Source organism: Candidatus Pelagibacter sp. FZCC0015, from assembly GCF_007833635.1.
Lineage (GTDB): Bacteria > Pseudomonadota > Alphaproteobacteria > Pelagibacterales > Pelagibacteraceae > Pelagibacter.
In genome coordinates this window covers 36,791-57,664 of sequence record NZ_CP031125.1, presented here as the reverse complement: position 1 = coordinate 57,664, position 20,874 = coordinate 36,791, and the positions used below count along the sequence as shown (strand labels likewise).

Here is a 20,874-nt window from a genome sequence, read left to right as displayed (position 1 = left end):
ATTGCCGAGTATATTTTCCTATAATAAAAAACGAATATGGATTCATCGAGTTCAGCAATAAAAATTGAAAATGTTTGGAAAGTATTTGGTAATACTTCACCCGAAGCATTAGATGCAATTCAAAATAAAGGAATTTCAAAAACAGAAGCTTTAGAAGAATATAACTCAGTGATTGGTGTATCGGATGTTTCATTTGACGTTAATCAAGGAGAAATATTTTGTGTGATGGGTTTATCTGGTAGTGGAAAATCTACATTAGTTAGACATATAAACAGACTTTTAGAACCTACATCAGGAAAGATTTTGATAAACGGTCAAGATGTAATGCAGCTTGATCGTGATCATTTACAAGAATTAAGAAATAAAAAAATAGGCATGGTTTTTCAAAACTTTGCTCTAATGCCTCATAGATCTGTTGTAGATAATATAGCAATGCCTCTTGAAATTAGAGGTGTAAGTAAAAATGATCGTTTAGATGCAGCTAATAAAATTTTAGAAATAGTTGAACTACAAGGTTGGGGGAATAAATTTGCTCATGAATTATCAGGAGGTATGCAGCAAAGAGTAGGGCTTGCAAGAGCATTAGCTGCAGATCCAGAGTTTCTTTTAATGGATGAGCCATTTAGTGCATTAGACCCATTAATTAGAAGACAGCTACAATCAGAATTTATCAAACTTTCAAAACAGATGAAAAAGACAACAGTTTTTATAACTCATGATTTAGATGAGGCGGTAAGAGTAGGGCATAGAATTGCTATTATGAGAGACGGAAAGGTAATTCAAATTGGTACCCCTGAAGAAATTGTAGTTAATCCAGCTGATGAATATGTTGCAGATTTTGTTAAAGGAATTTCAAGACTTAAAGTTGTACAGGCAAAAACAATAATGCAAACAGTTGAAAGTTATGAAAATTTAAATGGTAAACTGGAAGAAAATTTACAAAGTGTAGATGAGCATGAATTATTAAGTAAATTAATTGAAGTCTCAAAATCGAAAGATAAGCCATTAGTTGTTAAAAATAATGAGCAAAAAAATATTGGAGTTATTACACAATCAGATCTTTTAAAAGCAGTGATAGAGGGTGGTGATGGAGAATAAGCAAATAAATAATCCTACTAGATCAGAACTTATTACTGACTTTGTTAAATCAAATCCAGAATATTACATTAAAGAGTTCCAAAAAATTGGAAGCAAACCAACTTTTTCTTTTTCATTTAACTTATATGCAGGAATTCTAGGTCCAATTTGGTTTGGAATGAGAAATATATGGAATTGGGCATTAGCTTTTTTAATCATTGAAACATTCTCGGTTGTTCAAATTATTAGAGGTTTATTTGGAAATATTACTAAAGATGCTGTTGAAAAAATTAAACAGGTTGAATCTACAATTGCATTTAGAAACAAACAGTTAGAAGCAGCTATTACTAACAATCCAGATAAAGTCGATGTTTATAAACGTAACATTAAATCCTTAGAAGATGCAATGCAGGGATATATTGATGAAGTCGCAAGAATTGAAGCATCTGCAATTTGGATTACAATTTTTGGTATTGCTTTATTAATTTCAATTAAAATAGTTCAAGGGATTTTAGCTAATTCTATTTTAGAAAAAAGATATTCAGAGTGGTTATCAGATAAAACAATAAGACCAGGAATGCAAACCAAGAACTTCATCTCAAGTACAATTTTTGCAGCAGTGATTATGTTTTTCTCAGTTGTGCATTATAGTTTTCCTGGTGTTATCACTATAATGGATGATTTTCCAACTCATCCAGACATAAGACTTACTTCAATTAAATGGGTGGAAACTATTTTTGATTATGCTGTTTTAAAAGGAGATGCTTTATTTACAGCAATCACTATTGGAATTAGATCAGTATTAGATTTCTTAGAATTACTATTTGTAAAAACTCCGTGGATAGTGATCATTACAACTATAGTAACTTTAACAGGTTTAGCTGCAGGCCCAAGAGCTGCAATTTATTCAGCAGGATTTTTATGTTACATGGGATTTTTAGGCTTTTGGGTAAAAGCAATGACTACCTTGGCTCTTCTTGGAACAGCTGCTGTACTAAGTATTGTAATTGGAATTCCGCTTGGAATTTTCTGTGCAAGACGTCAAAGGTTTTATTCAATGATTAGACCAATAATGGATTTTATGCAAACTATGCCAGCTTTTGTATTTATGATTCCAGTTATCGCATTCTTTGGAACAGGAAAAGTTGCTGCAGTAATTATTACAATGATTTTTGGAGGAACCCCTGTAGTTAGATTAACTGTTTTAGGATTGAGAGGTGTGCCAGAAACAATTAGAGAAGCTGCGATAGCTTATGGTGCATCTAAATGGTATCTATTAAGAAAAGTAGATTTACCACTAGCAACACCTTCTATATTGGCAGGTGTAAACCAAACAGTAATGTTAAGTTTAGCAATGGTAGTAGTTGCCTCTCTTATTGGTGCAAAAGGGTTAGGTCAGGACGTTCTTGAAGCATTACAATACGCCAATGTTGGACAAGGTATTCTTGCTGGGGTTGCGATATTGTTTGTAGCCTTAATCTTAGACAGGGTAGTTCAAGGCAAAAAAAGAGTTTAAGTTTTAAATTTAAGTTGCTTTTTTTTAATTTACCCTTAAATACCGTCCATCCTATTTTAGGATTAAATTAATACTCATTACATGAAAAAAAAACAAAAGTTAAAAGACGAATATAATATCAGAGTTAAAAAAAGAATATTAAAAGAAATAAAAGATTCTGATAAAAAATTTAAAACCACATTTAAAGAAATAAAGAAATATTTTAAAATTTTTAATAAATCTTTATTTAAAAATAAGCTTAATCCCTTTAACGATATTAAAATTAAAAGAATAATAAGAGGATCAGGACAATGCGTTGAGTACCAATCATATAGAAAAGGTACAACTTTTTTTGTCCTTGAAATGATGCCAAAATATAAAAATAAATCAGAATTTTTGAACACACTTGCTCATGAAATGGTTCATTTATGGCAACAAACAATCATGAAAGATACTGGTAACCACAACAAGCTTTTCTTTAGCTATAAAGCAAAATTTAAAAGATTAAATTTACAACTCAGCTATTAAAGAATAATAAATCCTAATGGAATTTTTAATATTAGGTTTTATCACTGGACTTAGTTTAATTTTAGCAATTGGTGCTCAAAATATTTTTGTGATTGAGCAAGGTTTAAAAAATCAACATGTATTTCTTGTCTGCATAGTTTGCACAATATCAGATTGTTTACTAATTTTTATAGGAATATTTTTATTTCATTATTTTAGTCAGTATTTTAACTCATTAATTGAACTAATATTTAATATTTTATTATTATTATTTTTAATTCATTTTATTTATTCAAAAATTAAATCAAGAAACGAAAACATAAATTTAAATGAACAAACTAATAGTATTTCTGCTTTAAAAATATTTTTGAAAACTCTTGGTTTTACTTATTTAAATCCTCATGTTTATTCAGACACAGTCTTCTTTTTAGGAAATTTTTCAAAAAATTTTATTTTATCTCAAAAAATTATGTTTGGTATTGGAGCTTCCATAGCATCTTTATTATTCTTTTTTTCAATTGGATATGCTTCAAATTATTTTTCCAAGCATTTAAATGATCAGAAAATGTGGAAAATAATAAATTGGATAATTATTACAATTATGACAGCGATAAGTTTATATGTTCTTAAAGAAGTTATAAATTCAATTTAATTAGACAAAAACTTATCAATTATTTGATTAATTTTATCTGGCTCTTCTAAATGAGCATTATGACTACATCCGTTAATAATTTTAAGTTCGCTGTTAGGTATGTTTGTATTCAATGTTTCTACTTGCTCAAGATTATATGCAGTATCTTTATCTCCCCAAACAATTAATGTTTGATTTTTAATATTTTTAAGATTTTCAAATCCATTCCATTGTTTCATTGCATGAAGCGCATTTGATGCTGTTTCCTCTGAAATATTTGTTACAGCGTTTTCACAAAAGAAATAATTTTTATCTTTATTACCTTTAACAAACCACTTTGGAGGAATTCTAGATTTTAATTCATCGATGCCTTCCTCTTTTAATCTTCTGATAGACTCGTCCATAGTTTCAAATCTACCTGGTATTTCCCCAATCGAGCTTGTTGCAAAACAAATCAGTTTTTCAATTTTATCACCTGCTATTTTTGCTATTTCTTGAACAATCATTCCACCCATGGAATGTCCAATTAAATGAAACTTATTTATTTTCTTTTCTTCTATTACTTCTAGAACGAATTTAGCCATATCATTAATTGAATTTAATGAAGGAGCTTTATGACTTTCACCAAAACCAGGTAAGGCTGGAGAAACTATTCTATATTTTGATTTGAAATAATCTTTTTGCAAAGACCACATTTCAGAAGAACCAAGAAAACCATGTACAAAAATAAATGCATGACCTTCTCCAAGATCATCCACAAAGATATCATTCATTTATTTTTTATTCTTTATTTAGACAGCACAAGACATATCTTGTCCACAACATAGTGGTGATTTTATTTTACCATGATCGTCTGGACATTTAGATATTTGCACTTCACTTCCATCATCTAATTTAAGCATGTCGTCCACTAAAGGCTTATCACATTTTCCACATGTTGCATTGACTGACATTCCGCATTTAGAACACTCGTAAGTTGCCATGATTAATTCTCCTCTTATATAATATTAACAAAAATGTTAATAAATTAAAATGTTAAAAAAATTAGTAACTGTTACCAGAAGTGGTTCAATTGAGAGTGAACATTATGGTGTTGGTGCTATAGTTAATTCTGATGGAAAAATTTTAAAAGAGTGGGGTGATAGCTCACAATTAATTTATCCAAGATCTTCTTTAAAGCCAATCCAGTCATTAAATTTATTTAAAGATGGACATATTGAAAAAGAAAATCTTTCAGAAAAGCAGATTGCTTTTTCTACATCTTCACATTTTGCAGAGGACATACATCAAGAATTAATCGAAGATTGGTTAAAAAAATTAGATATTAATGAAAGCAAACTTGCTTGTGGGGAAGATTGGCCATGGATGTTGGATAATAAATTCAAAGCTTTTGGTAAATATAAAAAAAAAAGAAAAATTTTTCATAACTGTTCAGGTAAACACTGTGCACATCTAGCTGTAGCGATTGAAAGGGGTTTAGATATTGAAAAGTATAATTCTAAAGATCACTTAATTCAAAAAGAATTATTTAATTTAATAGAAAATTTAAGTGAAAATAAATTAGATCAAATAGGCGTTGATGGATGCACACTTCCTAATCCACTGATGCCTTTGAATAATTTTGGATACCTAATGGCTAGTTTTTCTGATTTTAAAAAACTCGGTAATCTAGGTCAAGTTGCCAACAAAATTTATAATTCTTGTGTAAATCAACCTGATTACGCTGGCGGAAAAGAAAGTGAGAATTCAAAACTAACAAAACTTTTGGATAAAAAAGTTTTCTTTAAAAATGGAGCAGAGGGAGTTTTTGTAGCCATTATTCCTGATCAAAAAATGTCAGTTGTAGTAAAAATTTTAGATGGAAATCCAAGAGCCTCATCTACAGCGATAGCTGGAATGATTTCAGAATTAAATATAATTGATAAAACCAAATTAGAATTATTTTTAAATAAATCTATAGCTAATTCAATTGGTGAAACTATAGGAGATATAAATTGGGTTGGATAAAATTAATTTGAATAACCGTATTTTTTTAATCTAACATCCCCAGTTCTTGCGTGAGCTTCCATACCTTCATATCTTGAAAGTCTTGCAGCTGCAGCGCCAACTAATTCAGTAGATTCTTTAGTCATTCTTTGGAAACTTAGTGTTTTAATAAATTTCCCTACAAATAAGCCACCCGTATATCTTCCAGCTCCTTTTGTAGGTAAAATATGATTTGTTCCTGAGCATTTATCTCCATAAGCTACAGTTGTTTCTTCGCCAACAAATAAAGAACCATAATTTTTTAATCTATTATGGAACCAATCTAAATTCTTTGTTTGGACTTCTAAGTGCTCTGGTGCATACTCATCACTAATAGTAGCCATCTCTTCATCAGTATCACATAACACTACTTCACCATAATCTCTCCAAGCTGCCTCAGCATTTGTTCTTGGTAGCTCTGGTAATTCAGCAATTAATTCTGGAACTCTTTTCATTACTTTTTCTGCCAGCTCTTTACTTGTTGTATACAGCCAAGCAGGTGAATTATACCCATGTTCAGCTTGACCAACTAAATCTACGGCTACTATTTCTGGATCAGCAGTCTCATCAGCGATTATTGCAATTTCAGTTGGACCAGCAAATAAATCTATTCCAACTTTACCAAATAAAATTCTTTTAGCTTCAGCTACAAATTGATTACCTGGACCTACCAAAATGTCAGCAGGCGCATTTCCAAATAAACCATTAGTCATTGCTGCTATTGCTTGTACTCCTCCTAAGTTCATTATTACATCAGCACCACAAAGGTCAGCTGTGTAAACAATAGTAGGATGAACCCCAACACCTGGTTTTGGAGAGCTACATACAATAATATTTTTAACACCAGCAACTTTTGCAGTTGTTACACTCATCACAGCAGAAGCAATATGAGCGTATCTACCTGCAGGAACATAACATCCAGCAGTATTTACTGGAATTAATTTTTGACCAGCGTATAAACCTTCAGAAAGTTCAACTTCAAAATCTTGTCCATAATTTTTCAATTGAGCTTCAGCAAATTTTCTAACTCTCTCGTGAGAAAACTGAACATCGTCTTTAGTTTTTTGATCTAAACTTTTCTTTATCTCTTCAATTTTTTCTTTGGAAACAATTACATCACCCTCAAATTTATCAAATTTTTTTGAAAGCTCTTTACAACCTTCCTCTTTAGTTTTTTCAATATCTTTTAAAATATTTTCAACTATTTCTCTTGTTTTGGTATCATCTGTTGAAGATGTTTTTGGTGATTTTTTTAAATATTGTATTGCCATTATCGCTTCCTTTTTTTTGAGCCTCTTTAATAAAGTATAAAAGAGATGAATTCAATAAGTTTACTTAATTTAGAACTAATCTAATGCAACAACTGCAGCTGCAATAGAAGCTAATCGCGCTTGAGCTTCGTCAGATCTACTCGTGATCACAACTGGCACTTTTCCACCAACAACAACTCCTGCGGCACATGCTCCGCTAAAATAGATAAGCATTTTTACCAAAGCATTTCCAGTTTCTACACTTGGTACTAACAACACATCCGCCTCACCAGCAACCAAATTTTTAATTCCTTTAATTGCAGCGGATTTTTTTGAAATACTATTGTCAAATGCTAATGGACCAAAAACATCTGCATTCAAATTTTCTTCTTTGGCTAATTTTGTTATTTCTGCAGCTTCAATTGAGCTTGGAACACTCTCTAAAACTTCTTCTGTTGCAGATAATACAGATACTTTGGGTCTTTCAATTCCTATTCTGTGTGAAAAATTTATTACATTTTTCAATATATGCATTTTAGTTTTTACATTTGGTAAAACATTTAATGCTCCATCAGTGATTATTAGAGGTTTATCATCTTTGCCAATACTCATATGCCAAATATGACTTAGTCTTGTTTTGCCCAACAAATTATATTCACGTTTTAAAACCTCTTTCATAAGAACATCTGTATGAATGTGTCCTTTAACAATTATTTTAACCTTTTCTTCACTTGCAAGTTTAGCAGCAATTTTAGCGGTATCGTTCTCTACAGGTTCATGAATAAGTTTGTATTTAGAAATATCCCATTTAATATCTTCCGCACATTTTTGTATTTCAACTTCATGACCAATAAAAATAGGTTCAATTAGATTTTCATTTACCGCATCTTGAATGGATAACATTGGTAAAGGTTTTCCTGCATTTACAACAGCAACTTTAACACCTTTTTTTTTATGAGCTAAATCCAGAAGGTTATTTGGGCATATAATTTCTTTACTTGATAGCATACAATTTAATCGTTAAGAATTTTTACTTCTTGGTCATTTATACTTAAAAAGACTTCTTCTCCAACTTTAAATATGTCATTTGTTTCTCCAGAAATTACAAACAGTTTCCCAGCATTTGAATTTAATATGTATTGATAGCTACTTCCCACAAATGAAGCATTATTTACAGTTGCATGAATAGAATTTTCTTTTTTATCCTTATTAATTGAAATCTTTTCAGGTCTAAGTGCTATAGAAACAGTTTTTTCAAAATCTTTATCATTTTGAACTTTAATATTCATTTCAGCTATTTTTAAATCATAAGAGTTAGATTGTTTATTTAAGATTTCAGCTTTTACTACATTTGCATCACCAATAAAGTTTGCAACAAATTTATTTTTTGGAAAATTATAAAGATCTTTTGGACTACCTTCTTGGGCGATGACTGCATTATTCATCACAATAACTTTATCAGAAATAGCTAAAGCCTCTTCTTGGTCATGGGTTACATAAATAGTTGTAACTCCTAATTTTTGTTGAATTTCTCTTATATCTTCTCTTACTTGTCTTCTTAATTTTGCATCTAAGTTAGAAAGAGGTTCATCGAAAAGCAGTACTTTTGGTTCCAACACAATCGCTCTTGCAACCGCAACCCTTTGCTGCTGTCCGCCAGATAGTTCTGATGGCATTCTATTTTCATATCCCTCTAAATTTACTAATTTTAGAGTTTCTAATGATTTTTGAATATATTCTTCCTTATCCACATTGATCATTTTCAAACCATATGAAACATTTTCAAGAACACTCATATGTGGGAACAACGCATAAGATTGAAATACCATTGAAACATCCCTGTCAGTTGCAGGCAATAATGTTACATCTTCATCATCGACTAATATTTTTCCACTGGTAGCTCTTTCTAGACCTGCAATAATTCTTAGTGAAGTAGTTTTTCCACAACCAGATGGACCAAGCAAAGTCGTTAAAGTTCCTGCTTCAAACTTACAACTAACATTATCTACGGCTGTGGTTTCGTTAAATTTTTTTGTTATATTTTCAAACTTTACTTCTGCTTTTTTCATTATCCTAAATTTCCTTGTAAAATTCCAGCTGCTTGATCTCTTCTTCCTAATTTACGTTTTCCTATTATTAATTGCATTAAAGTAATTGTAATTAGCATTACCACAATTAATGCAGATGAATACACTATTGCAAGGCCATAGTCATTATTTTCTAATCTACCAAGGATGTATGAAACAGCTAAGTCATAATTTGCACTTACCAAGAAGATAACAGCACTAATTGCAGTCATAGCTCTTACAAAACTAAAAACTAAAGATGCTGTAATTGCAGGCTTAAGCAAAGGAAGTATTATATTTCTAAATGTTTGGGCGCTAGAAGCGTTTAAAGTTGATGAAGCTTCATCTAAGTGTGGATCAAGCTGGTTCATAGCAGCTATTCCTGCTCTAACTCCAACTGGCATATTTCTAAACACAAATGCAATTACTAAAATTATTCCAGTTCCAGTCAATTCAAGAGGAGGAACATTAAATGCAAAAACATAACTTACACCAATTACACTACCTGGTATTGCAAAACTTAACATTGTTCCAAATTCAAAAGCATTTTTTCCTTTAAATTTATGTCTTGTTAACAGGTAGGCAGTTAAAATTCCAATTGCAGCAGTTGGTAAAGAGGAAATTAAAGCTATAGTAAATGTAGTGTTAAAGGAGTTCCAAGCAGTTCCTGTCCATAAGAAACCTCTTTCTTTTACCCAATCTACACTAAAAGCTTCAATATAATGTCTTAATGTAAAGCTATGATCAACACCCCACATTTCTACAAATCCTCCGAACATAATCATTACATAAATTATAAATGTCAATAAAGCCCATGGAAGTACGGTTGAATAAATTACCCATTTTGTTTTATTTGGAAGTTCAGGATGAACACCACTATCTCCTTTACCTGAAATTGAAATATAGGATTTTTTTCCCAACCATTGGTTTTGCAAATAAAATACTACTAGAACAACAGATAATAAAATCATAGCTAATATTGCTGCTTTAGTTTCATCGTACTGTGCACCAACAATTGCAAAAAATATTTCAGTAGACAATACATCGTATTCTGCTCCAAGCACCAATGGATTACCAAAGTCTGCTAAACTTTCTATGAAACCAAGTAGAAACGCATTTGCTATTCCTGGTCTCATTAATGGTAAAGTAACTGTTTTAAAAACTTGCCATTTAGAAGCCCTCAAGGTTTGAGATGCTTCTTCCATAGATGGGCTGACACTTTCAACAACACCAATTAAAACTAAAAATGCAATAGGGGTAAAAGCAAGTGTTTGGGCAAACCATATTCCAGGTAAACCGTAAATCCATCTAGAGGGCTCAATATCAAATCCCCATTCAAGAAACGAACTAACAACACCAGTTCTTCCAAATAAAATTATTATCGCTAATCCAATTACAAATGGTGGGGTAATTATTGGTAATACCGATAATATTCTAATTGTTCTTTTAAATTTAAAGCTTGTTCTTGCTATTAAAAGAGCAAACCCTAAACCTAAAATAGTAGATGAAAAGGCAGTAAGCGTACCCATAGTAATGGTATTCCAAAAAACACCACAAGCATAATCGCTATAAAGACAATCAAGTCCCCAAATTCCTTTATTAAAAATTTTGTCTGAAAAATTACTTATTTCATAACCACCCTCGGTTCCTTTAAATGCAACAGTAAACATTCTAAATATAGGAAAAAATACAAAAGTTGAAACTAAAATTATAATACTACCTATACTTCCAACTATAAAATTATCTCCATTGAGCCAACCGCGTGCTGAAAGACCATGAGTGATATAAAATACAAATGTACAACAAGTTAAAACTGCACCTGAGCCAACACCATACTGATTTTCCACATCACCAAAAATTGATTGTAAGATTTCAAAATTCCATCCTCGGATACCAATAGAAAATCCTTGGAGAAAAAAATAAATAAATCCAATTATTCCTGAGTATAAGAAAATTTTGGAATACAGAGGATTGTTCTGATTTAATTTTAATGTTGCTAAAGGAAAAATTAAAGGAAGTAATATTGGTAAAAGCCAATATTTTTTATTTATAAATACTTGAGGTAATACAGAACCGTAATCTTCTAAAGAATATTCTAATATCCAGTTTATTGAGAAAAACCCGTCACCTGTTACATACCATGGAAAGATTAGGAAGCCCAATCCTCCTATGAGCATCCAACAGATAACGAGTCCTCTCATTAATTCCTAAAATTATCTAGGAATTACAGATACATCGTTATCCCACTTAGATAACAGGCTCGCTCTAGTAGCTTTATCTCCATAAACTTTAAAATTGTAATCAATCAAGTTAATTGTAGATAAATCTGGAGCGTCAGGATCAGCTTTTGCTTTAGTATTTGATGGTACTTGCAAAGATTTTCCTGAAGTGAAAACCATAGTTTGTATTTCAGGACTTAATGCCCAGTCATAAAACTTTTTAGCTTCCTTCATATTTCTTGCACCAGCAATAATACTCATTGATCCAACCTCATAACCAGTTCCCTCAGCAGGAGATACCGTTACAACAGGTAAACCTTTTTTAGTTTGTTTAACACCATCGTGTTGGAAACAAATACCAATTAAGTTTTCACCTCTTCCAGTCGCTTTAATTGGAGCAGAACCAGATTTTGTATATGTATTGATATTTGCATGAAGTTTTTTCATGTAATCCCAACCTTTGTCTTCTCCAAAAATTTGAAGAATTGTAGCTAAAGTTGTGTAAGCAGTTCCAGATGAATTAGGATTTGCTACTTGGATTTCACCTTTATAAATAGGTTTTGTTAAGTCCATCCATGATTTTGGAGCTGGAAGACCTTTTTTAGCCAAAAGATCTTTATTATATCCAAAACCTAGTGCACCAACATAAATCCCTACAGATTTATAGTCAGCATTTTTTGCTTGGTTTTGTGCTGCTGGTAATAAATCATCAAAATGTTTTGATTTATATTTTTCAGTTAAATTTTCCTGAGCAGCTGTTAAGTGTGGATCACCTGTTCCACCAAACCAAACATCACCTTTTGGATTAGACGCTTCTGCTTTAATTTTAGCAAAAGTTTCACCACTACTTGCTCTTGTCATTGCAACTTTTGTGCCTGTTTCTTTTTCATAAGCTTGTTCAAGCATTTCACAAACATCAATTTCTACACTGCAATATAAAGTTAATTTTGCTGCAGAAGCTTTGTTTGTAAGACCAAACAATGTTATTGAAAAAAGAAGGACAATAGATGCTATCTTGATTAGATTTTTCATTATTTCCTCTCTCTAAAGTTATATTGTACTAAAAGTTAATATGTTTTATTAAAAATTGTTACTGTTTTATTGTCAAATTCACTTCTAGGTTTAAAATTTATTTTACTTATCAAACTCCTAAAAATTGTATAAATTTTGTTCTAGAGGGGGAAGTCATTGGAGATTGTAACTAAGATAGCGCCAATCATATTGGCTCTGATCATGTTAGGCTTAGGCCTAGGATTAAAACTAGAAGATTTTGGAAGAGTATTCAAAACACCAAAAGATTTTATTGTTGGTTTTATTTCTCAATTAATAATTCTTCCAATTGTAGCATATATATTAATTTTAATTTTAAAAACACCGCCTGAAATAGCAATAGGGGTTATGATCATAGCTGCAGCACCAGGGGGTGTAACCTCTAATGTAATGACAAAATTTGCTGATGGTGATGTTGCATTATCAATTTCTTTAACTGCCGTAATTAGTTTATTAAGCATAATTACAGTTCCTTTAATAATTTTTACATCTGCAGATATGTTAGGGATAACAGAAGTTTCTCGAAATATTTCAATGACAGGAATAGCTTTAAAAATGTTTTTTGTTGTAACGGTACCTGTAATATTAGGAATGATCATCAGAAAATTTGCTGAAAATTTCATATCTTCTAAAGTTGAAATATTTAATAAACTCAACATAGTTTTGTTTGCCGTTTTTTTTGTTGCAGCGTTTTATGAAGAAAGAGAAAATTTTATTAGCTTTATAAAACAAGCAGGTTTAATTGCTTTAATCTTAAATATTTCAATGATGGTTATTGCATATTACATTGCAAAAGCTTTTACTTCGGGTGTTAAACAAATGAGGTGCATTGCTTTAGAATGTGGATTACAAAATGGAACTTTAGCATTGTTTGTTTCTACACAAATATTTGGTACGGATATATTGTACGCTATTCCTACAGGTGCTTATGCACTAATCATGTATATAACTGGATTTATTTTTATTTATATTTTAAGAAAAGCTAATTAGAGTTTATTATTCTTATTTGGTTAAAAACTCTAAAAACAAAGTTACTTAAGTCAATCACATTTTTATTGACTATTTCATTAGTTTTAAGAAAAGCATTATCTTTAGCATGAAATGAAATTAATTTTTTTTCATTTATGTAAAGAAACTTTTTATCTATTAAAAATTTTAATTTTCTTACAACGGTAGGTCTTGGAATGCCTGTTATTTCAGAAATAGACATAGCATTCACGCCTCTTGTATCTGAGCCCATAACCTCTTTGCTATATGAACTTAATTTTTGATTTGGAGAAAAATCTTTATTTTTCACTGCATTGATTACCACAACTAAACCAATGCCTAAAGTTTCTAAATCTTTAACCTCAGATCTCCATCGATTAAGATAGGTAAACCAAAATTTATTAAATTGATACCAGCAAAAAGAAAAATTTTCTTTCATTGAGTTGATAATCTCTTTTATAGAGTAAACCTCTTGAACTAATTTTTCTTTTTTTAATATTCTATTGAATTGATGTAGTATAGTTGCTATTTCTGTTAGAGTATCAGTTGCTTTTGCTGCATATAGTGTGTCTCTAACAATAAATAATTTTTTTCCAGTTCTTTTTATAATACCTTGATTTTCTAACTCTAAAACTTTTCGTCTAACACTTTCTTTTGGTAATTTTAGATCTTTGGAAATATCTGAAATATTAATTTTATCAATTTCGATTGCTTTATCTTTGTAAAACGTCTCATAGTCTACTTTAATTGCATTTTGTCTAAAAAAAATAAGATCCTGATTAATCAAATATATAATTATTACAAACTTATCTATGTCTTTGAAGTGATTGTATGCTCTAACAAACCAATTGCTGGCTAAGGTATAATAAGCGGGCGCCAATGCGGCAAAATTATCCGTGATTGTTTTATGGATTAAATTCTCATTAATCTTACTTGTTATACTGGGTAAAGACTTCATATTTAAGAAAACCCAATATGGACAAAATATTTTATAGTGTCAACCCATTTTGGACAATACATCTATTCATTAATGTTATTTTCTATGATTAATTTCATTAATGAGTACTGAAAGCTTAAATAGAACATCCGAGATTGTAGAGACCCCCTCTCAATATGTTGAAGCTCCAAAAAGGGTTAACGTGGATGTTCTAAAGCAAAGACTTCTAGAAGAAAAGAAGAAGGAAAAAGTCAAACGAACAATAATTTTATCATCTGTTATCGTTTCTTTGGGTGCTCTAACGATGTTAACTTATTAAGGTTTCCAAATCTTTCTTTATTATATCCGGTATAGAAATTTCTTTTTTTGAGTTATTTTTATACCGGGCATATTTATTTTGTCCTGGATACATTATTTCCTTAACACCTTTTATCTTAGGAAGTTTTTTTATTGTTTTAATATTATCTTTCATTCGTTGGTTATAATTTTTTTGAAATAAATTTGCTTTAAAAGTTATAAATAAATGTCCAATATTTTGTGGACCTGAAAAATCATCAAATGGATCTTTAACTCTTCCCGCATGATTTCCTCCAGTTAAAACTCCACTTAATATATCTACCATCCAAGCAAGCCCTGAACCTCTAAAACCTGCAATTGGTAATTGAACTCCTGCTAATGCTTTTTTCGCATCTGTAGTTGGTTTACCAAATTTATCTAAAGCAACTCCTGCAGGAATCGATTGATCGTTTCTTGCTGCAACTCTTATTTTTCCCCTATTAATCATTGAGATTGAAGTATCTAAAATAAAAGGAACTTTAGAACCAGTAGGGGATCCAAAACAAATTGGATTTGTCCCAAATAAAGTTTTTAATGCACCATGTGGAGCAACCGCAGGTGGAGCATTTGTATATATCATTGTAATTAAATTTTTTTTTACTGCTTGTTCTGCGTAATAACCTGATAAACCATAGTGACCACTATTTTTAACTGCTACCATTCCTATTCCTGTTTTTTGTGCATGTTTAATTGCAGTTTTAATTCCTAAATCAGCAGCAACAAAACCAATACTATTATTTGCATCAATGTGAGAAATAGAAGAAGAAATTTTTTTAATTTTAATTTTTGGTTTTGGATTTATTACTTTTTTAGAAATTCGATCACAGTACATCTTAAGTCTAGATAAACCATGACCATATGCACCAACTAATTCTGCATTAATTAATGCATCAGTAGAAATTAAAGCATGATCTTTACTTAGACCAAATTTTTGGAATATTTTAATGACTTGTTTTTTTAATATTGGGGTCTTCATTTCATCCCCTTAACATTTATCCTTTTCCACGCCAAGGAATAGTTTTATCTATTATTTTTCTTAATGTGATATCAAATAAAAGACCTAGCAAACCCATAATAAATATTGTTATCCAAATAACCTCATACTGGAAGTATTTTTTAGCAACGTTTTCTACGAAACCAATACCAGTAGTACCTGCTAAAAATTCAGCTGCAACTAAAGTTCCCCAACACATTCCAACAGCCACCCTAATTCCTGTAAGAATTTCAGGAAGTGAATTTGGGAAAATTACATGTCTTAAAATTTGTTTTTTAGTAGCTCCTAATGAGTGGGCTGCGTGGATTTTTGAAAGTTGTGTTCCTGATGCACCAGCTCTAGCAGATATAATCATAATCGATAAAGAGACCATAAATAACAAAAATACTTTTCCTGAGTTATCAATTCCAAGTACTGAAATAATCAAGGGTGCCCATGCAAGAGGAGGTACAGGTCTGTAAAGTTCAATTAATGGATCAAAGAAACCTTTAGCAAATCTATTTAGACCCATAAATAATCCTAAAGGTACACCAATGATGATACCAAAGATTAATCCTAAAAATACTCTTAAAAAAGAATCCCAAATGTGTCCGTATGGAACAGGTACTTTAAATAGTTTAAAATCACCGGTAACAACTTTTAAGACATTACTTTTAAAGTTTTCTTTTACAATTCCATCTTTAGTATGTACTGGATATTCACCAGGTAATATATCTGCAATCCAATCTGGCAAAATAAATCCTATCATTTTACTTACATCAACCATCTCAATCCATAAAAGAGGAATATTTTTGTAGCCAACACTTGGTTTTGACATCAAAATGAATTTATTAAAAGTATCAGATGGTTTTGGTAGCCATCTTCCTGAACCCTGTTCTGAACAGGTTGGTCCACTTGCAACAATTGTTCCAGCAGGGAATAAAAGGATATCAATTAATCTTAATCCGCCTTGCTCTTTATTTTGTAATTCATCAAATTCAACAATTGCTGCCTGCATTTCATTTAATGCATTAGGTGGATAGATGCTTGCAAACTCTATTCTTCTTGCAATTTTAACAATGTTCTTTGCATAATCAGATGCAATTTCCTGACTGTCATCTAAACTTTTTCTATAAGCTTTAATGTCATCTTTAAGTTGTTTAATTGCATTTTTAAATTGTGGATTATGATTTCTTAGTTTAAAAAATTTATCATCAATAAGTTTTAGTTCAGCCGCCGCTGCAGCAAATTTTAAACCTCTGTTAGTTTGTGGTGCAGTTGGTATTTCTATTGTATTTTCTATAGAACCACTTCCAGAATCTATTGTTGTAATTCCCCAACCACCTTGTTCATCAATAAGTTTTTGTCTTTCAGTTTTCTGAGCATCTGTTTCAAAAGGATAATCTTTCTTTTGGAAATTTGAACTTAGAAGTTTTATTTCTTCTGTCATTTCCTTAAGTTTAATTTTGGTATCCATTTCCATTAATTCTTCACTTGTTAAGAAAGGAATTAATTTAGAAGTTCTATCAATGTAGCTAACAAGGATTGTTTTTTGTTGATCATTTAGATCTGGAGATGCTTTTATTTCATTTGCAATTTTTACAAGATTTTTATTCTCAATTTTAATAATAGATGTGCTTTTGAATTCTCTTTCTTCAATAGGGAATTGGTACTTTAAACCTAACAACGACTCGTTAATTTTAGCTACCTGGCATAATTCATTTGCAGATTTTGGATAAAAACCTTTTGCAATATCCCATGAATAATAAAGCCATAACATTAGAATTGCGCTAGTTCCAACTATTACCCAGTGGGTTCCACCTTTTGCTCTCTCTGGATTACCAAATACAGCATCAACTTTTTCAGTTCTGATTAATCTTCTCCCATAAAGAATACAGCCAATAACAGAAACGATAATTAATATTGTTACAAATTGAGTTAACATTAATTATCTTTCCCCATTATTTCTTCTTCCATATTCCAAATCATGGATAAAATTTCTTCTCTTGTAGATGAAAATTCTTTATTTTTTTTAATTTCTCTTAAATCTTGTGTAAGACCCATTTCTGCAAATGGAAGATTGTACTCTTTATGTATACGCCCTGGTCTTGGTGCCATTACATACAATCTTTCTCCTAGTAACAATGCTTCTTCAACAGAGTGAGTAATTAAGATAATAGTTTTTCCTGTTTCTTTCCAAATCTTTAAAACTAAAGACTGCATCTTTTCTCTTGTTAATGCATCTAACGCCCCTAATGGTTCATCCATTAAAATCAAATCAGGATCATTGATTAAACATCTTGCAAGCGCAACCCTTTGCTGCATTCCTCCAGATAATTGATAGGTAGGTGTGTTACCAAAACCTTTAAGTCCAACTATATCTAACCACTCATCAACTTTCTTAGCTGTAACTTCAGGATCTTCTTTTTTCATTCTGAGTCCGAAATTTACATTTTCAGCTACCGTTAACCATTCAAACAAAGCACCTTGTTGAAAAACCATTCCTCTTTCTACACCAGGTCCATCAATTTCATTATTGTTAAGCGTTATTTTTCCTGAAGTAGGTCTTAAAAATCCTGCAGTAATATTTAATAAAGTTGTTTTTCCACAACCAGAAGGACCAAGAACTGTAAGCAACTCTCCTTTTTTTAAAGTAAAGCTTACATCCTTTAGAGCATGGACTGTTTCCCCTTTAGGAGTTTTAAAAATCATGTTCAGATTTTGAGAAATCAGATCACTCATAAGTGCCTTATATTAGAAATTTTATAAAAAAAATAGGCACCAATTATAAAATCAGTGCCTATTTAAAAAGTTTTAAACCCTTAAAATTATAAAGGTAAGAAACTTGTATCTACAGCTCCTCCTGGAGTTCCCATTCCTTTTAGGAAACCATCAAGATTACCACTTTCCATAGATTGTTTAGTTTCTTCTGGAGTTAAGAATTTGAAACCACTTAAAGTGTCTTTCATATCTGCAACTGTCATTTCAGAAGCTTTCGCCATTGCGTTCATGTCAGCTTTACCAGCTTTGTATCTAGCATTAGCTTCATGAGTAACTTCGATGAAAGTTCTTAACATACCTGGGTTTTCTTTCATGAATTTATCTGTAACAGAAGTGATATCTATACCTAAGATACCAGCTGCTCTAGCTTCATCTACAGTTAAAAGTCTTGATCCAACTGCAGTTGCTGCTTTGATAGAATTACCACCAAATAAACACGCCATTACAACATCACCGCTTACTAATGCAGCAGCACCTTCTTCTGGGTCCATTTGAATAATGTCCATTTTACTTCTGTCAGCACCAACAACTTTCATACTTTCATCAAAAACATATTCAGCCATTGTTCCTAGTGGAACAGCAACTTTTTTACCTTCTAATTCAGTAGCGTTTGCTTTTGTAATTCCAGAAGCGTTAGATGTCACACATGTAGTTCCTCCCATTCCGTATTCCATAGCAATATCAACTAATTTGATAGGTGCATTAGATTTTACAGCATTGATAAAAGGTACTAATCCTTGAGAGTAAGATATATCAATATCTCCTGCTAACATTGCATCAGTCATAGCTCCACCGTTAGTGAAGTTTGTCCATTTAACTGGAACACCAAGAGCTTTTGCAAAATTTTTCTTCTGCATGTCCTCTAAATTTGGGCTAGGCCATTCTAGAAAGTACGCAACTCTAACTTCGTTTGCAGCTGAATTTGCAACTGAGATCGATAGGTTAAGTGCGAATATAGATCCTAGAATAAAACTTAATATTTTTTTCATTTATTCCCCTATGTTTAATTAATTAAATTACCTCATTTAAATTCAATTTCAGAGTGATGTAAAACAAAAAAAAATAATTCAATTCAAGGTTGTATAGTTATAATACCAAATATGGTAGACAAAATATTTCTAGCAATGAAAATGATTTAGTCTAATAGTTAGAAAATTAATAACACTTTTTATAGAAAGAAATTTTTATGAGCACACAAAATAAAACAGCAATTCCAAATTCTTTAAATGAGCACTGGATGCCATTTACATCTAACAAAGATTTTAAAGAGAACCCAAGATTAATTGTTGAAGCTAAAGGTGTGTATTTAAAAAACCATCAAGGACAAACTCAAATTGATGCAAGCTCTGGATTGTTTTGCAATCCTTTAGGGCACGGTAGAGAAGAAATTATTGAAGCAATAACAAACCAATTAAAAACTCTGGATTATTGTCAACCTTTCCAACAAGGATTTGGTGGATCATTTGAATTAGCAACTAGAATTTCAAAACATACTCCAGGAAACTTGAATAGAATGTTTTATACTATTTGTGGTTCAACAGCTGTTGAAACTGCAATTAAAATTGCAATCGCTTATCACAGAGCAAGAGGCGACAGTCAAAGATTTAGATTTGTTGGTAGAGAGAGAGGTTACCACGGAATGAATATTGGTGCGACTTCTGTTGGAGGTATGGTTAATAATGTTAAAACTTTTGCAAGTGTTTTAATGCCAGGTGTTGTTCATATGAGACATACACATTTGCCAGAACATAAATTTGTAAGTGGTCAACCAGAAACAGGTGTTGAGTTAGCAGAAGATTTAGAAAGAATTTGTATGAACTTTGGAGCTGAAAATATTGCAGCTTGTATTGTTGAGCCTATTGCAGGATCAACAGGTACTTTGGTTCCACCAAAAGGATACTTACAAAGATTAAGAGAAATTTGTGATAAGCATGGAATACTTTTAATTTTTGATGAAGTAATTACAGGATGGGGAAGAACAGGTTCTCCATTTGCATCACAAGAGTATGGAGTAACTCCAGATATGATGACAATGGCAAAAGCTACTACAAACGGAATTAGTCCAATGGGTGTTGTTGCATGTAAAGAGGATATTTATGATGCTATTGCAGAAAATGCTCCTAAAGGAACTATAGAACTATTTCATGGTTATACTTATTCAGGAATTCCAATTTCTGTAGCTGCTGGATTAGCAGTACAAGATATTATTGAAAAGGATGATATTTTTAACAGAGCTAAAAATTTAGCACCTTATTTCCAAGAAGGTTTAATGTCCCTAAAAGATATTGATGTTGTTGATAACATCAGAGGTTATGGAATGATGGGTGGTATTGATATTGTTATGGATAAAAAACCGGGTGCAGCAGGATTTACTTGTTTTAAACATTGTTATGAAGCTGGAGTAAACTTCAAAGCTACAGGTGATTGTTTAATCATTGCTCCAATGTTTATTTGTGAAAAAAAACACATTGATGAGATAATTGAAAAACTTCGAACTGGAATAACAAATTACGCAAAAAGTAAAAAGAATTAATTTTCGT

Annotated in this window: 20 protein-coding genes; 8 read left to right on the top strand and 12 right to left on the bottom strand. The window is 31.3% G+C overall.

Going from position 1 to position 20,874, the window contains the following annotated elements; all coding sequences use genetic code 11:
- The first annotated feature begins 36 nt into the window (after nt 1–36).
- The 4 genes from DT059_RS00305 (at nt 37) to DT059_RS00290 (ending at nt 3,731) form a co-directional block, all read left to right on the top strand.
- Nucleotides 37–1,098: a quaternary amine ABC transporter ATP-binding protein gene (locus DT059_RS00305; protein WP_145595788.1), complete on the top strand. Its 1,062-nt coding sequence runs from the start codon at nt 37–39 to the stop codon at nt 1,096–1,098.
- Complete coding sequence (locus DT059_RS00300) at nt 1,088–2,593, top strand: ABC transporter permease (protein ID WP_145595786.1); 1,506 nt, start codon at nt 1,088–1,090, stop codon at nt 2,591–2,593. Before DT059_RS00305 ends, DT059_RS00300 begins: the two co-directional genes overlap by 11 nt.
- An 81-nt stretch (nt 2,594–2,674) precedes the next feature.
- Complete coding sequence (locus DT059_RS00295; RefSeq protein WP_145595784.1) at nt 2,675–3,100, top strand: SprT-like domain-containing protein; 426 nt, start codon at nt 2,675–2,677, stop codon at nt 3,098–3,100.
- Between the two features lie 16 nt (nt 3,101–3,116).
- Entirely contained in the window at nt 3,117–3,731 is a 615-nt protein-coding gene (locus tag DT059_RS00290; RefSeq protein ID WP_145595782.1) for a LysE/ArgO family amino acid transporter, read from the top strand.
- On the opposite strand, the gene DT059_RS00285 is transcribed toward DT059_RS00290, so the two are convergent.
- Together DT059_RS00285 and DT059_RS00280 are read right to left on the bottom strand one after the other, a co-directional pair.
- The gene (locus DT059_RS00285) at nt 3,728–4,483 is read right to left on the bottom strand and encodes an alpha/beta fold hydrolase (RefSeq protein ID WP_145595780.1); all 756 of its coding nucleotides are present in this window, start codon (nt 4,481–4,483) and stop codon (nt 3,728–3,730) included. The two genes, DT059_RS00290 and DT059_RS00285, sit on opposite strands and share 4 nt — an antisense overlap.
- 18 nt (nt 4,484–4,501) lie before the next feature.
- Entirely contained in the window at nt 4,502–4,693 is a 192-nt protein-coding gene (locus DT059_RS00280; RefSeq protein WP_023854066.1) for a hypothetical protein, read from the bottom strand.
- A gap of 49 nt (nt 4,694–4,742) precedes the next feature.
- On the opposite strand from DT059_RS00280, the gene DT059_RS00275 reads away from it, so the two are divergent.
- A complete protein-coding gene (locus DT059_RS00275) occupies nt 4,743–5,717 on the top strand; it encodes an asparaginase (RefSeq protein ID WP_145595778.1) in 975 nt (324 codons plus the stop codon).
- A gap of 2 nt (nt 5,718–5,719) precedes the next feature.
- On the opposite strand, the gene hisD is transcribed toward DT059_RS00275, so the two are convergent.
- The 5 genes from hisD to DT059_RS00250 form a co-directional block, all read right to left on the bottom strand.
- Entirely contained in the window at nt 5,720–7,006 is a 1,287-nt protein-coding gene (hisD, locus tag DT059_RS00270; RefSeq protein ID WP_145595776.1) for a histidinol dehydrogenase, read from the bottom strand.
- A 75-nt stretch (nt 7,007–7,081) separates the two neighbouring features.
- A complete protein-coding gene (locus tag DT059_RS00265; protein WP_145595775.1) occupies nt 7,082–7,993 on the bottom strand; it encodes a bifunctional enoyl-CoA hydratase/phosphate acetyltransferase in 912 nt (303 codons plus the stop codon).
- A 5-nt stretch (nt 7,994–7,998) separates the two neighbouring features.
- On the bottom strand, nt 7,999–9,054 hold the full coding sequence (locus DT059_RS00260) for an ABC transporter ATP-binding protein (protein WP_145595773.1): 1,056 nt from the start codon (nt 9,052–9,054) through the stop codon (nt 7,999–8,001).
- A complete protein-coding gene (locus tag DT059_RS00255; protein WP_072091074.1) occupies nt 9,054–11,252 on the bottom strand; it encodes an ABC transporter permease in 2,199 nt (732 codons plus the stop codon). The genes DT059_RS00260 and DT059_RS00255 overlap by 1 nt, the downstream gene beginning before the upstream one ends.
- Before the next feature lie 12 nt (nt 11,253–11,264).
- On the bottom strand, nt 11,265–12,302 hold the full coding sequence (locus tag DT059_RS00250) for an ABC transporter substrate-binding protein (RefSeq protein ID WP_145595771.1): 1,038 nt from the start codon (nt 12,300–12,302) through the stop codon (nt 11,265–11,267).
- 156 nt (nt 12,303–12,458) lie between these two features.
- On the opposite strand from DT059_RS00250, the gene DT059_RS00245 reads away from it, so the two are divergent.
- The gene (locus DT059_RS00245) at nt 12,459–13,310 is read left to right on the top strand and encodes a bile acid:sodium symporter family protein (protein ID WP_145595769.1); all 852 of its coding nucleotides are present in this window, start codon (nt 12,459–12,461) and stop codon (nt 13,308–13,310) included.
- Here DT059_RS00245 and DT059_RS00240 read toward each other — a convergent pair.
- Entirely contained in the window at nt 13,303–14,265 is a 963-nt protein-coding gene (locus DT059_RS00240) for an Lrp/AsnC family transcriptional regulator (RefSeq protein ID WP_145595767.1), read from the bottom strand. The genes DT059_RS00245 and DT059_RS00240 overlap by 8 nt on opposite strands.
- Before the next feature lie 100 nt (nt 14,266–14,365).
- On the opposite strand from DT059_RS00240, the gene DT059_RS00235 reads away from it, so the two are divergent.
- Nucleotides 14,366–14,563 carry a hypothetical protein gene (locus DT059_RS00235; protein ID WP_145595765.1) on the top strand — a complete coding sequence of 66 codons (198 nt, stop codon included), beginning with the start codon at nt 14,366–14,368 and terminating at the stop codon, nt 14,561–14,563.
- On the opposite strand, the gene DT059_RS00230 is transcribed toward DT059_RS00235, so the two are convergent.
- The 4 genes from DT059_RS00230 to DT059_RS00215 all read right to left on the bottom strand — a co-directional run bounded on the left by DT059_RS00230 (nt 14,552) and on the right by DT059_RS00215 (nt 19,323).
- Nucleotides 14,552–15,556 (bottom strand): Ldh family oxidoreductase, encoded by a 1,005-nt coding sequence (locus DT059_RS00230; protein ID WP_145595764.1) that lies wholly within the window; start codon nt 15,554–15,556, stop codon nt 14,552–14,554. The genes DT059_RS00235 and DT059_RS00230 overlap by 12 nt on opposite strands.
- A gap of 16 nt (nt 15,557–15,572) precedes the next feature.
- Nucleotides 15,573–17,498: an ABC transporter permease subunit gene (locus DT059_RS00225; RefSeq protein ID WP_145595762.1), complete on the bottom strand. Its 1,926-nt coding sequence runs from the start codon at nt 17,496–17,498 to the stop codon at nt 15,573–15,575.
- Nucleotides 17,498–18,295, bottom strand: coding sequence for an ABC transporter ATP-binding protein (locus DT059_RS00220; RefSeq protein ID WP_023855054.1), 798 nt, complete (start codon nt 18,293–18,295; stop codon nt 17,498–17,500). The genes DT059_RS00225 and DT059_RS00220 overlap by 1 nt, the downstream gene beginning before the upstream one ends.
- A gap of 86 nt (nt 18,296–18,381) precedes the next feature.
- A complete protein-coding gene (locus DT059_RS00215; RefSeq protein ID WP_145595760.1) occupies nt 18,382–19,323 on the bottom strand; it encodes an ABC transporter substrate-binding protein in 942 nt (313 codons plus the stop codon).
- A gap of 197 nt (nt 19,324–19,520) precedes the next feature.
- On the opposite strand from DT059_RS00215, the gene DT059_RS00210 reads away from it, so the two are divergent.
- Nucleotides 19,521–20,867, top strand: coding sequence for an aminotransferase class III-fold pyridoxal phosphate-dependent enzyme (locus tag DT059_RS00210; RefSeq protein WP_145595758.1), 1,347 nt, complete (start codon nt 19,521–19,523; stop codon nt 20,865–20,867).
- The last annotated feature ends 7 nt before the right edge of the window (nt 20,868–20,874 follow it).

What these genes read in the sequence shown, in the direction of transcription:
- DT059_RS00305 (WP_145595788.1), top strand. Translation starts at nt 37, where the DNA reads ATGGATTCATCGAGTTCAGCAATAAAAATTGAAAATGTTTGGAAAGTA.
- DT059_RS00300 (WP_145595786.1), top strand. Translation starts at nt 1,088, where the DNA reads ATGGAGAATAAGCAAATAAATAATCCTACTAGATCAGAACTTATTACT.
- DT059_RS00295 (WP_145595784.1), top strand. Translation starts at nt 2,675, where the DNA reads ATGAAAAAAAAACAAAAGTTAAAAGACGAATATAATATCAGAGTTAAA.
- DT059_RS00290 (WP_145595782.1), top strand. Translation starts at nt 3,117, where the DNA reads ATGGAATTTTTAATATTAGGTTTTATCACTGGACTTAGTTTAATTTTA.
- DT059_RS00285 (WP_145595780.1), bottom strand. Translation starts at nt 4,483, where the DNA reads ATGAATGATATCTTTGTGGATGATCTTGGAGAAGGTCATGCATTTATT.
- DT059_RS00280 (WP_023854066.1), bottom strand. Translation starts at nt 4,693, where the DNA reads ATGGCAACTTACGAGTGTTCTAAATGCGGAATGTCAGTCAATGCAACA.
- DT059_RS00275 (WP_145595778.1), top strand. Translation starts at nt 4,743, where the DNA reads ATGTTAAAAAAATTAGTAACTGTTACCAGAAGTGGTTCAATTGAGAGT.
- hisD (WP_145595776.1), bottom strand. Translation starts at nt 7,006, where the DNA reads ATGGCAATACAATATTTAAAAAAATCACCAAAAACATCTTCAACAGAT.
- DT059_RS00265 (WP_145595775.1), bottom strand. Translation starts at nt 7,993, where the DNA reads ATGCTATCAAGTAAAGAAATTATATGCCCAAATAACCTTCTGGATTTA.
- DT059_RS00260 (WP_145595773.1), bottom strand. Translation starts at nt 9,054, where the DNA reads ATGAAAAAAGCAGAAGTAAAGTTTGAAAATATAACAAAAAAATTTAAC.
- DT059_RS00255 (WP_072091074.1), bottom strand. Translation starts at nt 11,252, where the DNA reads ATGAGAGGACTCGTTATCTGTTGGATGCTCATAGGAGGATTGGGCTTC.
- DT059_RS00250 (WP_145595771.1), bottom strand. Translation starts at nt 12,302, where the DNA reads ATGAAAAATCTAATCAAGATAGCATCTATTGTCCTTCTTTTTTCAATA.
- DT059_RS00240 (WP_145595767.1), bottom strand. Translation starts at nt 14,265, where the DNA reads ATGAAGTCTTTACCCAGTATAACAAGTAAGATTAATGAGAATTTAATC.
- DT059_RS00235 (WP_145595765.1), top strand. Translation starts at nt 14,366, where the DNA reads ATGAGTACTGAAAGCTTAAATAGAACATCCGAGATTGTAGAGACCCCC.
- DT059_RS00230 (WP_145595764.1), bottom strand. Translation starts at nt 15,556, where the DNA reads ATGAAGACCCCAATATTAAAAAAACAAGTCATTAAAATATTCCAAAAA.
- DT059_RS00225 (WP_145595762.1), bottom strand. Translation starts at nt 17,498, where the DNA reads ATGTTAACTCAATTTGTAACAATATTAATTATCGTTTCTGTTATTGGC.
- DT059_RS00220 (WP_023855054.1), bottom strand. Translation starts at nt 18,295, where the DNA reads ATGAGTGATCTGATTTCTCAAAATCTGAACATGATTTTTAAAACTCCT.
- DT059_RS00215 (WP_145595760.1), bottom strand. Translation starts at nt 19,323, where the DNA reads ATGAAAAAAATATTAAGTTTTATTCTAGGATCTATATTCGCACTTAAC.
- DT059_RS00210 (WP_145595758.1), top strand. Translation starts at nt 19,521, where the DNA reads ATGAGCACACAAAATAAAACAGCAATTCCAAATTCTTTAAATGAGCAC.